This window comes from Cellulomonas sp. NTE-D12 (genome assembly GCF_027923705.1).
Classification (GTDB): Bacteria; Actinomycetota; Actinomycetes; order Actinomycetales; family Cellulomonadaceae; genus Cellulomonas.
In genome coordinates, this window is the sequence record NZ_AP026442.1 from 1,055,407 (window position 1) to 1,072,753 (window position 17,347).

The following is a 17,347-nucleotide window of genomic DNA, read 5'->3' on the forward strand; positions in this document are numbered from 1 at the left end:
GGCGCGGCGACGAGAACCCCAGGAGACCCAGTGAAGAACGTGATTCGAGCGGCGGCGCTGACCGGCGCGATCGCCCTCGCGCTCGCGGCGTGCGGCAGCGCCCCGACGACCGGTGGTTCGACCTCGTCGGCAGCCGCCAGCGGTGCAGCCAGCTCCAGCTTCAAGGGCTGCATCGTCTCCGACTCCGGCGGCTTCAACGACAAGTCCTTCAACGAGTCCGGCTTCCAGGGCCTGAAGGACGCCGCAGGCAAGCTGGGGATCCAGACGGCCAGCGCCGAGTCGAAGACGGACGACGCGTACACGCCGAACATCCAGAACATGCTCAGCCAGAACTGCAACATCATCGTCACGGTCGGCTTCAAGCTGTCCACGGCGACCGGTGACGCCGCGAAGGCCAACACCAGCACCAAGTTCGCGCTCGTCGACGCTCAGCCGACCGACGCGCAGGGCAACGCGCTGACCCTGCCGAACGTCAAGCCCCTCGAGTTCGACACCGCGCAGGCCGCGTACCTCGCCGGCTACCTCGCCGCGGGCATGTCGAAGACGGGCAAGGTCGGCACCTACGGCGGCCTGAAGATCCCGACGGTCACCGTGTTCATGGACGGCTTCGCCGACGGCATCGCGAAGTACAACCAGGTCAAGGGCAAGAACGTCCAGCTGATCGGGTGGGACAAGGCCAAGCAGGACGGCCTGTTCGACGGCGGCAACAGCCCGTTCGACCCGGGCTCGGGCAAGGCCAACGCCGACTCGCTGGTCGCCGCGGGCGCGGACATCCTGCTGCCGGTCGCCGGCGGCGCCGCGCTCGACGCCCTCACGGCCGCCAAGGCCACCCCGGGCACCCTGGTGATCTGGGTCGACTCCGACGGTGCGCTGATCAACCCCGACTCGTCCTCGATCATCCTCACCTCGGTGATGAAGCTGATCGGTGCGGCCGTGGGCTCCGCGGTCACCGACGCGGCGGGCAACAAGTTCGACGCGACGCCGTACGTCGGCACGCTGAAGAACAACGGGGTCGGCATCGCGCCGTACCACGACCTCGACTCGAAGGTGCCGTCCGACCTGAAGTCGGAGGTCGACCAGCTGAAGGCCGACATCATCTCCGGCAAGATCACGGTCCAGTCGGCGAACGCGCCGAAGGCCTCCTGAGTCCGTCGACCGAGCCGGTCCGGGCACGTCCCGGGCCGGCTCGGTCGCGTCTGAGCCCGCGGCCGACGGTGGCCGCTACTGTCGTCGGTGCGGTCGGCGGGGCCGGCCAGCGTCGGCAGGCCCGAGGAGGGGCACGTGAAGCTGGAGCTGCGGGGGATCACCAAGCGGTTCGGGCCGTTGGTGGCCAACGACCGCATCGACCTGGTCGTCGAGCCGGGTCAGATCCACGCCCTGCTGGGCGAGAACGGCGCAGGGAAGTCGACGTTGATGAACGTCCTGTTCGGCCTGTACGAGCCGGACTCGGGGCAGATCCTCATCGACGACCAGCCGGCGAAGATCAAGGGTCCGGCGGACGCCCTGTCCGCCGGGATCGGCATGGTGCACCAGCACTTCATGCTCGTCCCGGTCTTCACGGTGGCGGAGAGCGTGATGCTCGGTCACGAGTCGACCCGCGGGGCCGGGCTGCTGGACCTGGACGCCGCGCGCCGGCAGGTGCGCGAGCTGTCCGCACGGTTCGGGTTCGACGTCGAGCCCGATGCCGTGATCGAGGACCTGCCGGTCGGCGTGCAGCAGCGCGTGGAGATCATCAAGGCGATGGCACGGGACGCGAAGGTGCTGATCCTGGACGAGCCGACCGCCGTGCTGACGCCGCAGGAGACCGACGAGCTGATCGAGATCATGCGGCAGCTGCGGGCAGCCGGGACGTCGATCGTCTTCATCACCCACAAGCTGCGTGAGGTCAAAGCCGTCGCCGACGTCATCACGGTCATCCGGCGCGGTCGCGTGGTCGGTCAGGCCGACCCCGGCGCCCCCGAGTCCGAGCTGGCGGCGATGATGGTGGGCCGGTCGGTGATGCTGCAGGTCGACAAGGCCCCCGCGCAGCCCGGCGAGGTCGCCCTGTCCGTGCGGGACCTCGTCGTGACGGACCGCACCGGCGCCCGCGTGGTGGACCACGTGTCCTTCGACCTCGCGCGCGGCGAGATCCTCGCGATCGCCGGGGTGCAGGGCAACGGGCAGTCCGAGCTCGCCGAGGCGATCCTGGCGCTGGTGCCGGCCACCGGGTCGATGGTGCTCGAGGGCCGTGAGCTGGTCGGCAGCTCCGTCCGTGAGGTGCTGGACCACGGCGTCGGCTTCGTCCCCGAGGACCGCTCGCACGACGGGCTGGTGGGCGAGTTCACCGTCGCGGAGAACCTGGTGCTCGACCTGTTCGCCGATGCCCGGTTCCGCGGCGGTCTCGGCATGGACCTCGCGGCGATCAAGAGCAACGCGGAGGCGCGGATCGCCGAGTTCGACATCCGCACGCGTGGGCCGGAGCAGCCGGCGGAACGGCTCTCCGGCGGCAACCAGCAGAAGGTGGTCGTCGCCCGGGAGATGTCCCGGCCGCTGCGCCTGTTCGTGGCCAGCCAGCCCACACGTGGCGTGGACGTCGGCTCGATCGAGTTCCTGCACCGGCGGATCGTCGCGGAGCGGGACAACGGCACCCCGGTGCTGATCGTCTCCACCGAGCTCGACGAGGTCAGCGCGCTGGCCGACCGCGTCGCCGTGATGTTCCGCGGGCGGATCGTCGGCATCGTCCCCGGCGACACCCCACGCGACGTGCTCGGCCTGATGATGGCCGGCGTGCCGTACGAGGAGGCGCAGCGCCATGCCGCCGAGCACCCCACCACAGAGACGCTGATCGAGCAGGACCCGTCCGCGGCGGCCGCCGCCGGGCCCGAGGAGGGTGAGGTCCCGTGACCGACGAGCTGGTTCCCGACCGAGCCGCGGCGCCGCCCGTGGTGCCGCCGGAGCCGTCGAGCGAGGAGCGGGCGTCGTCGTGGCTGCGACGCGTCTCGAGCGGCGAGGTGCTGACCACTGTCCTGGCGTTCGTCCTGGCGCTGGTGATCGGCGGCATCCTGATCGCGGCGGTCGACAAGAAGGTCACCGCCGCTGCCGGCTACTTCTTCGCCCGCCCGGGTGACCTGCTCGGAGCCGCCTGGCACTCGGTCAGCGGCGCGTACGCCGCGCTCTTCCGCGGCGCCGTCCTGGACTACCAGGCCACCACGGTCCTCAAGGCGATCCGGCCGCTGACCGAGACGATCACCACCTCGACCCCGCTGATCATCGCGGCGCTCGCGGTGGCGGTGGCGTTCCGCGCCGGGCTGTTCAACATCGGCGCTCAGGGGCAGGTGATCATGGGCGCGGTGGTGTCGGGCTACGTCGGGTTCACGTTCCACCTGCCGCCCGTGGTGGCGGTGCTGGTCGCGCTCGTCGTCGGCGTCCTCGCCGGTGCGGTGTGGGGCGGTATCGCCGGTGTGCTCAAGGCGAGGACCGGCGCCCACGAGGTGATCGTGACGATCATGCTCAACTACGTCGCGTCGTTCCTGCTGGCGTGGTTGCTGACCACGACGGCGTTCCGCGTGCACGGCTCGCAGGAGCCCAAGTCCCAGACCGTGCTGACGAACGCGCAGCTGCCGCTGCTGTTCGGCTCGCAGTACCGGGCCACGTGGGGCTTCGTGCTGGCACTCCTCGCCGCCCTGTTCGTGTGGTGGCTGATGTCCCGCTCGCGGCTGGGCTTCCAGTTCCGGGCGGTCGGCGCGAACCCGTACGCCTCCCGCACAGCGGGCATCAGCGTGGCCCGCATGACGACGTACGTGATGCTGGCCTCCGGTGCGCTGGCCGGCCTGGCCGGCGCGGTGCAGCTGCTGGGCACCAGCAAGTACCTGACCGACGGCATCGCCGGCACGATCGGCTTCGACGCGATCACCGTCGCGCTGCTCGGTCGTTCCAAGCCCGGCGGCATCGTCGCGGCCGGTCTGCTGTACGGCGGACTGTCGGCCGGAGGCCGTTTCATGGAGGTCGTCACCGGCACGCCGATCGACATCGTGCTGGTGCTCCAGGCGCTCGTCGTCCTGTTCATCGCCGCACCTGGTCTGGTCCGCACGATCTTCCGTCTGCCGGCGCCCAGCGCCGACGTCGAGGGGGCCCTGGCATGAGCACCGTCACCGCAACCCCGCCGGCCCAGCCGCTGGCAGCCCCCGAGCGGGGCGTCGTCGCACCGAGGCTGTCGTGGCGGGTGCCCGGCATCACCGCCGCGGCCGGGCTGCTGGCCCTGCTCGCCTTCGGCGTCGGGGCTCCGTCCGGCGCGCACAGCCGGTTCGACCTGTCGTTCCGTACCGACGCCGTGCAGCTGTCGCCGCTGGTCGTGCCGTCGCAGGTGACCGGCATCGTCATCGGCGTGGTGTGCCTGCTGATCGCCGCCTTCGCGGTAGCGCAGACGGCGCGACGCCGGCGCACGCCGATGTGGCTGCTGGCCGGGTTCGGCGTGCTGTGGGTGTTCGCCTTCCTGGTGTGGGCGGTCGCCGGCAAGCAGACGTCGCTGGTGGACCTGCTGCAGGGCTCGCTGCTGCTGGCGGTGCCGCTGGCGTTCGGCGCCTTCGGCGGTGTGCTGTGCGAGCGGTCCGGTGTCGTCAACATCGCGATCGAGGGCCAGCTGCTGGTGGGGGCCTTCGCGGCGGCGGTCGTGGCGTCGGTGACGCACAACGTCTACGCCGGCCTCCTCGCGGCGCCTGTCGCCGGCTACCTGCTCGGGCTGCTGCTCGCGCTGTTCACGGTGCGGTACGCGGTGAACCAGATCATCGTCGGCGTGGTGCTCAACGTCCTGGCCGTCGGGCTGACCAGCTTCCTGTTCTCCGCGGTGCTGAAGCCGAACTCCGCGCGCCTGAACACCCCGCCGCTGATGCAGCCGATCGCGATCCCGCTGCTCGAGAAGATCCCGGTGCTCGGCCCGGTGCTGTTCCGGCAGACGGTGATCGTCTACGCCCTCTACATCACCGTTGCGGTGCTCACCATCGGCCTGTTCCGCACCCGCTGGGGCCTGCGCGTGCGGGCCGTCGGCGAGCACCCCGAGGCGGCCGACACCGTCGGCATCCCCGTGAACAAGGTGCGCTGGCGCAACGTGGTGATGGGGTCGGCGACCGCCGGGTTCGGCGGAGCGTTCCTCACCATCGGGTACATCGGGCAGTTCGGCCAGGAGATGTCCGGTGGGCGCGGGTACATCGCGCTCGCCGCGATGATCCTGGGCCGATGGACCCCGTTCGGGTCGCTCGGCGCCGCCCTGCTGTTCGGCTTCGCCACCAAGCTGGCGTCCGTGCTGTCCGTGGTCGGCACACCGGTGCCCAGCCAGTTCATGCTCATGCTGCCGTACGTGCTGACCGTGCTGGCGGTGGCCGGGTTCGTGGGGCGTGTGCGCGCCCCCGCGGCCGACGGCGTCCCCTACGTGAAGGGCTGACATGGAGATCGACTGGGACGGGCTGCGGACGGCGGCTCGGGAGGTCTCGCGGCGCGCCTACGTGCCCTACTCGAAGTTCCCGGTCGGGGCCGCCGCGGTGGTGGACGACGGGCGGGTGGTGACCGGCTGCAACGTGGAGAACGCGTCCTACGGGCTGACCCTGTGCGCCGAGTGCGCGCTGGTGTCCGGGCTGCACGTGTCCGGCGGCGGCCGGCTGGTGGCGTTCACCTGCGTCGCGGGTGACGGTCAGGTGCTGGCCCCGTGCGGCCGGTGCCGGCAGCTGCTGTTCGAGCACGGCGGCCCGGACCTGCTGGTCGAGACGGTGTCCGGGATCCGGCCGATGAGCGAGGTGCTGCCGGACGCGTTCGGCCCGGCCGACCTCGGCACGCGGGCGGGGGCGGCCCGATGAGCGCGGAGGCCTTCGACGCGGTCGACGTGATCGTCGCCAAGCGGGACGGCCGCCGGCTGTCGGACGCCCAGATCGACTGGGTGCTCGACGCCTACACGCGCGGCGTGGTCGCGGACGAGCAGATGTCCGCGCTGGCCATGGCGATCCTGCTGAACGGGATGGACCGTGCCGAGATCGCCCGCTGGACGGCGGCGATGATCGCCAGCGGCGAGCGGATGGACTTCTCCGGTCTGTCGCGGCCGACGTCCGACAAGCACTCGACGGGCGGCGTCGGCGACAAGATCACGCTCCCGCTGGCACCGCTGGTGGCGGTGTTCGGCGTGGCGGTGCCGCAGCTGTCCGGCCGCGGTCTGGGTCACACGGGCGGCACGCTCGACAAGCTCGAGTCGATCCCCGGCTGGCGGGCGTCGCTGTCCAACGACGAGATGCTGCGCCAGCTCGAGGAGGTCGGCGCCGTGATCTGCGCCGCCGGCTCCGGCCTGGCGCCGGCCGACCGCAAGCTCTACGCGCTGCGCGACGTCACCGGCACGGTCGAGGCGATCCCGCTGATCGCCAGCTCGATCATGAGCAAGAAGATCGCCGAGGGCACCGGTTCGCTGGTCCTCGACGTGAAGGTGGGCTCCGGGGCGTTCATGAAGGACGTCGACCGGGCCCGCGAGCTCGCGCAGACGATGGTGGCGCTGGGCACCGACGCCGGGGTGCGCACGGTGGCGCTGCTGACGGACATGTCCACGCCGCTGGGCCTCACCGCGGGCAACGCCCTCGAGGTGCGCGAGTCGGTGGAGGTGCTGGCCGGCGGCGGACCGGCGGACGTCGTCGAGCTGACCGTCGCCCTGGCGCGGGAGATGCTCGCCGGCGCCGGGCGGCCCGACGCCGACCCTGCGGCCGCGCTCGCCGACGGTCGCGCGATGGACGTGTGGCGGTCGATGATCGCCGCGCAGGGCGGCGACCCCGACGCGACGCTGCCGGTCGCACGCGAGACGGAGCAGGTGCTGGCGGAGGCCGATGGGGTGCTCACAGCCCTGGATGCCTACGCCGTCGGCATCGCCGCGTGGCGGCTCGGCGCCGGGCGGGCCCGCAAGGAGGACCCCGTGCAGGCCGGTGCCGGTGTGCAGCTGCACGCCAAGCCGGGCGACCGGGTGCGTGCCGGTCAGCCCCTGATGACGCTGCACACCGACACCCCGGAACGGTTCGGCCGGGCCCGCGAGGCGCTCGTCGGCGCCGTCAGCATCAGCGCGGACGCGGCTCCGGAGCGGGGCCCGCTGGTCCTCGAGCGCGTCGCCGACTGAGCCCGCGCCACGGGCGGTGGCGCGCCGGTCCGCGCGACCGCGACCGACGCGAGACCGGGCGGTCGCGGTGCTGGCGCGCGGCTCGGCGTCGGACCAGGATGGGAGGCGGACAGCGTCGACCCCAGGAGGACCGATGAGCACCGTGCCCGGACAGGACTCCTGGCGGGACGCCGGCCTCGAGCCGGTGGACCCCGAGGTCCCGCGGCGGCTGACCGACGAGGCCGAGCCGGAACCCGACGCGGAGGAGTACGCCCCCGGCTTCCCGCGGCCCGACCGTGACGACGCCGCCGCCGAGGCGGACGTCGTCGAGCAGGACACCGAGGTCGGTGCCGACGACGAGCCCGACGAGATCTGAGGGCACGTGCGCAGTGGTCCCGGGCACCGACCCGCCGACACTACGGTGAGCGCATGACGAGCCTGCCGGAGCCCTCCGTGGCACCGGACAACGCGCCCGACGGATCCTTGACGGTCCCGCCCGCACCGGCCGGTGGCGGACGGGACGGGACCCGAGCACCAGCTCCGGCACAGTCGTTGACGGACCTGGTGGCCGGCCTGCCGAAGGTGCTGCTGCACGACCACCTCGACGGTGGTCTGCGGCCGGCGACGGTGGTGGACCTCGCGGACGCCGCCGGTCACCAGCTGCCGACCTCCGATCCGGACGAGCTCGGCGACTGGTTCGTGCGGGCAGCCGGGTCGGGGTCGCTGGAGCGGTACCTCGAGACGTTCGCCCACACCGTGGCCGTGCTCCAGACCGCCGAGGCGCTGCACCGGGTCGCGCGCGAGGCGGTGCTCGACCTCGCCGCCGACGGCGTGGTGTACGCCGAGGAGCGGTTCGCCCCCGAGCAGCACCAGCTGGGCGGCCTGGGCCTCGAGCAGGTGCTCGACGCGGTCCTCGCCGGGTTCGCCGAGGGGGAGCAGGAGGCCGCGGACCAGGGCCGGACGATCCGGGTACGTGCGCTGCTGTCGGCCATGCGGCAGGCGGACCGGGGTGACGAGGTGGCGGCCCTGGCGCTCGCGTACCGGGACCGCGGGGTCGTCGGCTTCGACATCGCGGGGCCGGAGGCCGGCTTCCCGCCCTCGCGCCTGACGTCCGCGTTCGGCGCGCTGCGCGCCGGGCTGCTGCCGGTGACGGTGCACGCCGGCGAGGCGGCAGGTCTGGACTCCATCGCGGAAGCCCTGCAGGTGGGCGCCTGCCGCCTGGGCCACGGCGTGCGGATCGCCGACGACGTCTCGGCGGACGGGCAGCTCGGCACGCTGGCGCACTGGGTGCGCGACCGGCGGATACCCCTGGAGCTGTGCCCGTCGTCCAACGTCCAGACCGGTGCCGCGACCTCGGTGGCGGACCACCCGATCACCCGGCTGCTGCGCCTGGGGTTCGCCGTCACGGTGAGCACCGACAACCGGCTGCAGTCCGGCACCACCCCCGGTCGCGAGCTGCGGCAGCTGGTCGAGCAGGCCGGCTGGACCCTCGACGACCTGCGGCAGGTCACGCTGACCGCCGCACACCACGCGTTCGTCCACGAGGACGAGCGGACCCGACTCATCGACGAGGTCATCACCCCGGGCTTCGCCCGGGCTGCTGGCGGGAGGCACCGCGCATGAACCACCACATCACCCTCGAGGGCCCTCACCGGCCGCTGGACGCCGCCGGCCTGGCGACCTTCGTGGACCACACGCTGCTCAAGCCCGAGGCGACGCGGGCCGATGTGAACGCCCTGGTGGCCGAGGCCGTGCAGCTCGGGGTGTACGCCGTCTGCGTCTCGCCGTCCTTCCTCCCGCTGGAGATCCCGGTCGGTCTCGACGGTGCGCCGGACCTGAAGGTCGCGACGGTGGTCGGGTTCCCGTCCGGCAAGCACCACAGCGACGTCAAGGCCGCCGAGGCGGCCCGCGCGGTGCGGGACGGTGCCGACGAGGTCGACATGGTGATCGACATCGGCGCGGCCAAGGAGCGGCGCTTCGAGGACGTGCAGGCCGACATCGCGGCCGTCCGCGCGGCAGCGCCGCACCCGACGGTGCTGAAGGTGATCCTCGAGACGGCCGCGTTGTCCGACCACGAGATCATCGAGTCGTGCCGCGCGGCGGCGGCGGCCGGTGCCGACTTCGTCAAGACCTCCACGGGGTTCCACCCGGCCGGCGGTGCGACGGTGCGCGCGGTCGGGATCATGGCCGGCACGGTCGGCGGCCGGCTGGGCATCAAGGCGTCCGGCGGGATCAGGACGGCGGCCGACGCGATCGCGATGATCAACGCGGGGGCGACCCGGCTGGGCCTGTCCTCCACCGCCGCGGTGCTGGGCGGTCTGACGGCCGACGAGGGTTCGTACTGAGTCGGCGGACGGGTCGGTAGGTCGGCCGAGAGGGGCGGGTGCGCACGCACCCGCCCCTCTCGCGTGCCGTGTCGTCGCGTCGGGACGGGCGACCGGGCTCGCGGCGCTACAGGCCCAGCGCGGAGCTGATCTCGCGAGCGAGGACGTCCAGGCGGGACCGTGCCGTGGTGCGTGCCGAGGTGACGTCGGCGTCCGAGGCGTCCGGCGCGACGGGGACGATCACCTCGAGGTAGCACTTCACCTTCGGCTCCGTGCCGCTGGGCCGCACGACGACGCGGGTGCTGTCCTCGGTGAGCAGGCGGAGGCCCTCGGTCGGGGGCAGACCGCCGCGGTCGTCGTCCGTGCCCGCCGCCAGGTCGTCGATGCGGACCACCGGCGAGCCGGCGAGCCGTGCCGGCGGGGCCGAGCGCAACCGGTCGACGGCAGCGGCGATGCCCGCGACGTCCTCGAAGCGGGCCGCTACCTGCCCGGACAGGTACAGCCCGTAGCGCCGCGCCAGGTCGTCCAGCAGGCCCGGCAGCGTCCGGCCGTCGCCCTTGAGCGCGGCCGCGAGGCGCGCCACCCGCAGCGCGGCGCTGATCCCGTCCTTGTCGTGGACGTGCTGCGGGTCGACGCAGTAGCCGAGCGCCTCCTCGTAGCCGAACACCAGGCCCTCGACGCGGGACAGCCACTTGAACCCGGTCAGGGTGGGGGTGAAGCCGAGACCGTGGTCGGTGGCGATGCGCTCCAGCTGGCGTGACGACACGATCGACGACGCCAGCACGGCGCCGGGACGGCCGGACAGCTCCTCCGCCACCGACCAGCCGAGCAGCGCCCCCGTCTCGTCGCCGTGCAGCCCGCGCCAGCCCTCCGCGGCGGCCGTCTCGGGACCGTGGAACGAGCGTGCGCGGCGGTCCAAGACCCCGACGGCGCACCGGTCGGCATCCGGGTCGAGGGCGAGCACCAGGTCGGCGCCCTCGTCGCGCGCCAGCCCCAGCGCCAGGTCGAGTGCACCGGGCTCCTCGGGGTTGGGGAACGCCACCGTGGGGAAGTCCGGGTCGGGTTCCGCCTGCTCCGGCACCACGGTGACGTGCGTGAAACCCGCCTCGGCGAGCACCCGCGTGGCGACCCGCGCGCCGACGCCGTGCATCGGGGTGAGCACGATGCGCAGGTCGGAGGCCAGCGCCAGGTCGGCGGGTGTCGGGGGTGCGGCCGAGAGGGTGGCTGCGACGTACTCGTCCACCACGTCGGTGCCGAGCACCCGCCAGCCGGACTCCGCGCGGGGCACCGAGGCGACGGAGCGGACGTGCGCGATGTGCGCGGCGATCGCGGCGTCCACGGGGGGCACGATCTGGGATCCGCGGGCGGCGTCCTCCGTCACCCGACCACCGAGGTAGACCTTGTACCCGTTGTCGGCCGCGGGGTTGTGCGAGGCGGTGACCATGATGCCGGCGTCGGCGCCCAGGTGCCGGACGCAGAACGCCAGCACCGGCGTCGGGAGGGCCGCGGGCAGCAGCAGCGCCTCGATGCCGACCGCCGTCAGCACCGCGACGGAGTCGAGCGCGAAGTCGCGGGAACGGTGCCGGGCGTCGTAGCCGACGACGACCCGTGGCGGCGGTGCCATCCCCTCGAGCTCGCCGAGCAGGTACTCGCCCAGACCGGCCGCGGCGCGGATCACCACCGCACGGTTCATCCGGTGCGGACCGCCGCCCATCGCCCCGCGCAGACCCGCGGTACCGAACTCGAGCAGCCCGGAGAACCGGTCCTCGAGCTCGGCCCGGGCGAGCTCGGCATCCTGCCGTGCACGCTGGTGGACCGGGTCGTCCCGGTGGTCCGGCGCGGGCTGCACGGGCGTCTCGGCCTGGGCCAGCAGGGCCGTCAGCTCCGCCGCGGTGGTCGGGTCGGGGTCGTCGTCGATCCAGGCCCTGACCCGCGAGCCGAGGTCGGACGAGGCGTCGTCGCTGCTCATGGGGCCACGGTAGGGCAGACGGGTGCGGCCGGTCAGATCCGGCGGACCACCTGCGCCAGCAGCGCGCTGATCCGCGGCCCGGCGGCGGCACCGGCCGCCAGCACCTCGGCGTGGGACAGCGGTTCCGGGCTGATCCCGGCTGCCGCGTTGGTCACCAGCGAGACCCCGAGCACCTCGAGCCCCGCGTGGCGTGCGGCGATGGCCTCGAGCGTGGTGGACATCCCGACCAGGTGGCCGCCGATGCGACCGGCCATCGCGACCTCCGCCGGCGTCTCGTAGTGGGGCCCGCGGAACTGGACGTACACGCCCTCGGCGAGCGTCGGGTCCACCTCGTGCGCCACGGCGCGCAGCCGCGCGGAGTACAGGTCCGTCAGGTCGACGAAAGTGGCTCCCTCCAGCGGCGAGGTCGCGGTGAGGTTGATGTGGTCGCTGATCAGCACCGGCGTGCCGGGAGCCCAGGCGGGGTCCAGGCCGCCGCAGCCGTTGGTCAGCACGACGGCCCGCGCGCCGGTGGCCGCCGCGGTGCGGACGCCGTGCACCACCCGGCGCACACCGCGACCCTCGTACAGGTGCGTGCGCGACCCGAGCACGAGGGCGAACCGGTCCGTCCCGTCCGGCGCCGCGTACCGCACCGACCGCAACGTCCCCGTGTGGCCGACGACGGCCGGCCGGCTGAATCCCGGCACCTCGTGGCTCGGCAGCTCGGCGACCGTCTCGCCCAGCAGGTCCGCCGCGCCGCCCCAGCCCGAACCGAGGACCAGGGCCACGTCGTGGTGGTGCACCCCGGTGCGCGCCGCGATCACCGCGGCGGCGGCCCGGGCCACCTCGGCAGGGTCGGTGGTGGGGTCGTCCAGGTCGGGGACGGTGGCGAGCGTCTCGCCGGTGGTGGGGTCGGGCACGGGTCCGGTCATGGCTCGAAGGCTAGCGGCGGACACTCCGTGCCCAGGTGAGCGGCTCCGGGCGAGGGTCGGCAGAATGCGGGGGTGAGCGCTCCCGCCGTCCCGACCGGTCGTGTCGTCGTCATCGGCGGAGGGCCGGGTGGTTACGAAGCCGCGCTGGTCGCCCGGCGCCTCGGGGCCGACGTCACCGTGGTGGAGCGCACCGGGCTCGGCGGGGCCGCCGTGCTGACCGACGTGGTGCCGTCCAAGACGCTGATCGCGACGGCGGAGTGGATGACCACGGCCTCCCTGGCGCCGGAGCTCGGGGTGGGGGTGCCGCAGGCCCAGGGGCCGACGATCGACCTGGCGGCGGTCAACACCCGGGTCAAGGCGCTCGCGGCCGCCCAGTCGGCGGACATCGGCGCGCGGCTGGAGCGGGAGGGTGTCCGGGTGCTCCTCGGCGAGGGGTCGCTGCAGGACGCCCAGCACGTGGCGGTCCGGACCCCGGCGGGCCGGGACGACCTGGTGGTCGAGGCGGACGTGGTGCTGCTGGCCACCGGCGCGACGCCGCGCGTGCTGCCCGAGGCGATGCCGGACGGCGAGCGCATCCTGACCTGGACGCAGCTGTACGACCTCGCGGAGCTGCCGCGCCGGCTGATCGTGGTCGGGTCCGGCGTGACCGGTGCCGAGTTCGCCGGCGCCTACAGCGCGCTGGGCGTGGACGTGGTGCTGGTCTCGAGCCGCGACCATGTGCTGCCGGGGGAGGACGCCGACGCAGCCGAGCTGCTGGAGCAGGTGTTCACCGCCGGCGGCATGACCGTGCTGGGCCGCACGCGCGCGGTGGCGGCCCGCCGCACGGCGGACGGTGTCGAGGTGGAGCTGTCCGACGGACGGGTGGTGACCGGGTCCCACGTGCTGCTCGCGGTCGGGTCCATCCCCAGCACCGCCGGGCTCGGGCTCGAGGAGGCCGGTGTCCGGCTCGGACCGGCCGGCCACGTGCTGGTCGACCAGGTGTCCCGCACGTCCGCGCGGGGCGTCTACGCCGCGGGCGACTGCACGGGCGTCCTCCCGCTCGCCTCCGTCGCGGCGACCCAGGGCCGCATCGCGATGTCCCACGCGCTCGGCGACGCCGTCGCACCGCTGTCGCTGCGCGGCGTGGCGGCGAACGTCTTCACCACCCCCGAGATCGCCACCGTCGGCCTGTCCGAGGCGCGGCTGCGGGAGACCGGCACACCCTACGAGGTCAGCAGCCTGCCCCTGGCGCGCAACCCGCGCGCCAAGATGCTGGGCGTGCACGAGGGCTTCGTGAAGCTGTTCGCCCACCCCTCGAGCGGGACGGTGCTGGGCGCCGTCGTCGTCGGGCCCCGGGCCAGCGAGCAGGTGTTCCCGCTGACGCTCGCGGTGGCGCACCGGATGACGGCGGACCAGCTGGCCGACGCGATCACGGTGTACCCGTCGATGTCCGGGACCATCGCGGAGGTGGCGCGCATGCTGCACCACCGGCCCGTGGACTGACCCGGCGGGCCGGTCGGGACGGGCCCGCGCCTCAGCCGGCGGCGACCACCGCCGGGTCCGCGCGCCGAACGCGCCGGGGGAACGCGGTGCGCACGAAGGCGGTCAGCACCACGCCGACGTACAGCACCCAGACGACCGCCTGCAGCCACGTCGTCGCGGGGGAGAAGTTCAGCACGCCCTTGAGGAGCACCCCGTACCAGCTGCCGGGCGGCACGGCGCCGGAGACGTCGAACGCGAGGGCGTCCTCACCGGGCAGGATGCCCGCCTCCTGCAGGTCGTGGATGCCGTAGGCCGCCACCCCGGCGGCGACGACCACCAGGGACGCGCCCGTCCAGGCGAAGAACGCCCGCAGGTCCAGGTGGACGCTGCCGCGGTAGAGCAGCCAGCCGAGCAGCACGGCGGTCGCGAGCCCCAGCGCGGCACCGGTCAGCGGTGCGGCACTCGTCGTCCCGGCCGCCTTGGCGCCGGCCCACAGGAACAGCGCCGTCTCCAGCCCCTCGCGGCCGACGGCGAGCAGGGCCGTGACCAGGACGGCGGCCCGCCCGGCCGCCACGGCGTCGTCGAGGCGGTGCTGCAGGTCCGAGCGCATCGACCGGGCCGTGCGCGCCATCCAGAAGATCATCCAGGTGACCAGGCCGACGGCCGCGAGCGAGAGCAGGCCGCCCAGTGCCTCCTGAGCGCGGAACGTCAGACCCGACGGACCGAAGGTCAGCAGCGCCCCGAAGGCGAGGGAGACGGTCACCGCGGCGGCCACGCCGGCCCAGAGAGCGGGGAGCAGGTCGCGCCGGCCCAGGCGGACCAGGTAGGCGACCAGGATGCTGGCGACGAGGGCGGCCTCGAGGCCTTCGCGGAGGCCGATCAGGTAGTTGGCGAGCATCGTGCACCTTCGTGGTCGGTGGGCCGCTGGGCGCCTGGACGGTCGGTGAGGTAAGGCTAGCCTAAGTGCCCATCTCAGTCGAACGCCGCCTGGCCGACGAACGGGCTCGCTGCGGTCGTGACCGGCGTCCCGTCCGCCCCCAGCACGAGGGAGCCCTCCGCGAGGCCCGCTGGCACGGCGTACAGCCCGGAACCCGTGTGCTGCACGTACTCGCCCATGGCGTCCGACCGGGCCAGCGCCGTCTGCATCGGCACGTAGTGCGTGCGGGGGTCCCGGACGAACGCCAGGAACATCAGCCCGGCGTCGAGCCGGCCGAGCGCGTCGTTGCCGTCCGTGAACGTGTAGCCGCGCCGCAGCATCCGCACCCCGCCGTTGGTGCTCGGGTGCGCGAGCCGGACGTGGGAGTCCGCCGGTACGAGGCGGCTGCCGCCGGGCCCCGTGGCGGCCAGGTCGGGCTCCGTGCGCTCGGTGCCGCCCGAAAGCGGCGCGCCCTCACCCTTGGTCCGCCCGACGACGGCCTCCTGCTCGCGCAGCGAGGCGCGGTCCCACGTCTCGATGCTCATCCGGATGCGCCGCGCGACCAGGTACGAACCTCCCGCAAGCCATGCCTCGCCGGACGGTACCCAGACGTGCTGCGCCAGGGCCTCGGTGTCCTCCGCCATGACGTTGGCCGTGCCGTCCTTGAAGCCGAACAGGTTCCGTGGCGTCTGCTGCGCCGTCGAGGTGGACGACGTGCGGCCGTAGCCGAGCTGGGTCCACCGGATCGTCGCGGCCCCGAACGCTGCACGGGACAGGTTGCGCACGGCGTGCACCGCCACCTGCTGGTCGTCGGAGCACGCCTGCACCACCAGGTCACCGCCGCTGCGCGTCGGGTCGAGGGCGTCGCCGGCGAAGTGCGGCAGCTCGACGAGGCCGTCCGGCAGCCGCGCCGCGAGGCCGAAGCGGTCGTGCCTCGCCGCACCGTCCCCGACGAACAGCGAGCGGCCGAAGCCGAAGGTGACCGTCAGCCGTGCCGGCGGCAGGCCGAGCGCCTCGCCGGTGTCGTCCGGCGGTGCGTCGTACGGACCCGACACCGGACCGAGCGGACCGGCCGAAAGGCCCTGCGTCAGCCGCGCGGCGATCGTCGTCCAGCGGCGCAGCAGCCCGACGACCTCGTCGCGGGACGTGGTCGTCACGTCGAACGCAGCCAGGTACAGGCGGTCCTGAGCCGGGGTGACGATCCCCGCCTGGTGGGGTCCGGTGAACGGATGGGTGCCCGCCGGGCTGCCGGGGAGCCGTTCGACCGCGGCGCGCCGGCCGACCTCGAACCCGGCGGCTCCGACCGCGCCCGCGGCCAGGACCCCGGAGCCGAGCCCGAGGAACGCCCGTCGGGACAGGGTGGGCACCGGTCGCGTGCCCGCGTCGCCGGCCGTGGGCCGCCCGGGCCGAGCGGACGGCGTCACGCGGCGACCACGGCCGCGGCCAGCCGGGACAGGGGTTCGGAGAGCGCGTCGACCGCGACCGACAGCTGCTTGACCTCGTCGGCACCGAGGGAGTCGTAGGCGGCGAACCCGGCGTCGTAGGAGCCGTGCGTCGCCATCAGCGCGGAGACGGCCTGGAAGCGCTCGTCGAGCTCGCTGGCCAGGTCGGGGTCGGTGGCCCGCACCAGGTCGGCGAGCACCTGGTAGGCCACGCGCGCGCCGTCCAGGTTCGCCTGCAGGTCCCACAGGTCGGTGTGGGACCACGTCTCCTCCTCGCCGGTGACCTTGCCGGTCGCCACCTCGTCGAGCAGCTCCTTGGCACCGTTCGCGATCTGGGACGCCTCGACGGTGAAGTCCGCGGCGGTCACGCGGTCCATCAGCTGCTGCGTGGTCGCGACCAGCTGGTCGGCGGCCGACCGGCGCTCCGCGGCGGTCAGCGGGACGTACGGCGCGCCGTTCGCCGCGGCGTCCGGCGCCCACAGGTCCTTCTCGAGCAGGTGCCAGCCGGTCCACGCCTGCCCGGCCGTCAGGTCGGCCTGCCGCAGGTCGAGCAGCGGGTCGAGGTCGCCGAACGACTCGGCGACCGGTTCCACCCGCTCCCAGTGCACCCGGGTCGCGGCGTACAGGCTGCGGGCCGCCGCGTCGTCGCCGCTCGTGTACGCGTCCGCGAACCGGCGGGTGCCCGCCAGCAGCTGCTCGGTCTGGTCGCGGACGTAGGCGACGTACGACGTCTGCGCCGCCGACAGCACCTCCGCGCGGCTCGCGTCGACGGTCGCCGCCGAACCGACCACCGTGAAGGGGGCCTTGATGCCGTCCCCCACCATCCCGGGCTTGCACGCCGTGCGGTACGTGCCCGGCTCGAGCCGCACGACGAGGTCGCGGGACAGCCCCGGACCGATGTTCTCGGCCTCCGCCAGCACGCGGAGCCCGTCGGGCCCGAGCAGGTAGAACTCGGTGACATCCGAACCGTCGTTGCGCACCCGGAAGGTGACGGTGCCGGCTGCCGCCTCGGCGGTGGACAGGCGGCACCCGTCCGAGGTCGAGCTGACCGAGACCGTGCCGGCTCCGGTGGTCGTGGGGCCGCTGACCTCCGGTTGGTTCGGGACGCAGGCGCCGACGGTGAGCACGGCAGCGGTGGCGGCCAGCGCGAACGGGGCGCGGCTGAGGGGGCGGCGGGGCATGGTGCTCCTCGTCGACGGCGCGGCACGACCGCGTCAGGCGGGTTAGGTAT

The 17,347-nt window shown here is 73.8% G+C and carries 15 protein-coding genes; 10 read left to right on the forward strand and 5 right to left on the reverse strand.

Annotation, left to right across the window (positions count from 1 at the left end; genetic code table 11):
* Window positions 1-30: 30 nt before the first annotated feature.
* The 9 genes from QMF98_RS04845 (at window position 31) to deoC (ending at window position 9,438) form a co-directional block, all read left to right on the forward strand.
* A complete protein-coding gene (locus QMF98_RS04845; protein WP_337974927.1) occupies window positions 31-1,146 on the forward strand; it encodes a BMP family lipoprotein in 1,116 nt (371 codons plus the stop codon).
* Between the two features lie 135 nt (window positions 1,147-1,281).
* Window positions 1,282-2,883 (forward strand): ABC transporter ATP-binding protein, encoded by a 1,602-nt coding sequence (locus QMF98_RS04850; RefSeq protein ID WP_337974928.1) that lies wholly within the window; start codon window positions 1,282-1,284, stop codon window positions 2,881-2,883.
* The gene (locus QMF98_RS04855) at window positions 2,880-4,121 is read left to right on the forward strand and encodes an ABC transporter permease (protein WP_337974929.1); all 1,242 of its coding nucleotides are present in this window, start codon (window positions 2,880-2,882) and stop codon (window positions 4,119-4,121) included. Before QMF98_RS04850 ends, QMF98_RS04855 begins: the two co-directional genes overlap by 4 nt.
* Window positions 4,118-5,416, forward strand: coding sequence for an ABC transporter permease (locus tag QMF98_RS04860; RefSeq protein ID WP_337974930.1), 1,299 nt, complete (start codon window positions 4,118-4,120; stop codon window positions 5,414-5,416). The genes QMF98_RS04855 and QMF98_RS04860 overlap by 4 nt, the downstream gene beginning before the upstream one ends.
* Window position 5,417: 1 nt before the next feature.
* Window positions 5,418-5,825 (forward strand): cytidine deaminase, encoded by a 408-nt coding sequence (locus QMF98_RS04865; protein ID WP_337974931.1) that lies wholly within the window; start codon window positions 5,418-5,420, stop codon window positions 5,823-5,825.
* Window positions 5,822-7,114 (forward strand): thymidine phosphorylase, encoded by a 1,293-nt coding sequence (locus QMF98_RS04870; protein WP_337974932.1) that lies wholly within the window; start codon window positions 5,822-5,824, stop codon window positions 7,112-7,114. The genes QMF98_RS04865 and QMF98_RS04870 overlap by 4 nt, the downstream gene beginning before the upstream one ends.
* 133 nt (window positions 7,115-7,247) lie before the next feature.
* Window positions 7,248-7,469: a hypothetical protein gene (locus QMF98_RS04875; protein WP_337974933.1), complete on the forward strand. Its 222-nt coding sequence runs from the start codon at window positions 7,248-7,250 to the stop codon at window positions 7,467-7,469.
* Between the two features lie 53 nt (window positions 7,470-7,522).
* Entirely contained in the window at window positions 7,523-8,716 is a 1,194-nt protein-coding gene (locus QMF98_RS04880; RefSeq protein ID WP_337974934.1) for an adenosine deaminase, read from the forward strand.
* Window positions 8,713-9,438: a deoxyribose-phosphate aldolase gene (gene deoC, locus QMF98_RS04885; RefSeq protein ID WP_337974935.1), complete on the forward strand. Its 726-nt coding sequence runs from the start codon at window positions 8,713-8,715 to the stop codon at window positions 9,436-9,438. The genes QMF98_RS04880 and deoC overlap by 4 nt, the downstream gene beginning before the upstream one ends.
* A 106-nt stretch (window positions 9,439-9,544) precedes the next feature.
* Here the strand turns inward: deoC and QMF98_RS04890 are convergent, their stop codons facing one another.
* Entirely contained in the window at window positions 9,545-11,386 is a 1,842-nt protein-coding gene (locus QMF98_RS04890; protein ID WP_337974936.1) for a phospho-sugar mutase, read from the reverse strand.
* A 32-nt stretch (window positions 11,387-11,418) separates the two neighbouring features.
* The gene (locus QMF98_RS04895) at window positions 11,419-12,297 is read right to left on the reverse strand and encodes a purine-nucleoside phosphorylase (RefSeq protein ID WP_337974937.1); all 879 of its coding nucleotides are present in this window, start codon (window positions 12,295-12,297) and stop codon (window positions 11,419-11,421) included.
* Window positions 12,298-12,369: 72 nt separating this feature from the next.
* Between QMF98_RS04895 and QMF98_RS04900 the strand changes: the two genes are divergently transcribed.
* A complete protein-coding gene (locus tag QMF98_RS04900; RefSeq protein ID WP_337974938.1) occupies window positions 12,370-13,779 on the forward strand; it encodes an NAD(P)H-quinone dehydrogenase in 1,410 nt (469 codons plus the stop codon).
* A gap of 31 nt (window positions 13,780-13,810) precedes the next feature.
* Here QMF98_RS04900 and efeU read toward each other — a convergent pair whose 3' ends face one another.
* From efeU to efeO, 3 genes are all read right to left on the reverse strand, one after another.
* Window positions 13,811-14,656: an iron uptake transporter permease EfeU gene (gene efeU, locus QMF98_RS04905; RefSeq protein WP_337974939.1), complete on the reverse strand. Its 846-nt coding sequence runs from the start codon at window positions 14,654-14,656 to the stop codon at window positions 13,811-13,813.
* A gap of 74 nt (window positions 14,657-14,730) precedes the next feature.
* The gene (gene efeB / locus QMF98_RS04910; protein ID WP_337974940.1) at window positions 14,731-16,041 is read right to left on the reverse strand and encodes an iron uptake transporter deferrochelatase/peroxidase subunit; all 1,311 of its coding nucleotides are present in this window, start codon (window positions 16,039-16,041) and stop codon (window positions 14,731-14,733) included.
* Window positions 16,042-16,094: 53 nt separating this feature from the next.
* Window positions 16,095-17,297, reverse strand: coding sequence for an iron uptake system protein EfeO (gene efeO / locus QMF98_RS04915; protein ID WP_337974941.1), 1,203 nt, complete (start codon window positions 17,295-17,297; stop codon window positions 16,095-16,097).
* Window positions 17,298-17,347: the final 50 nt, after the last annotated feature.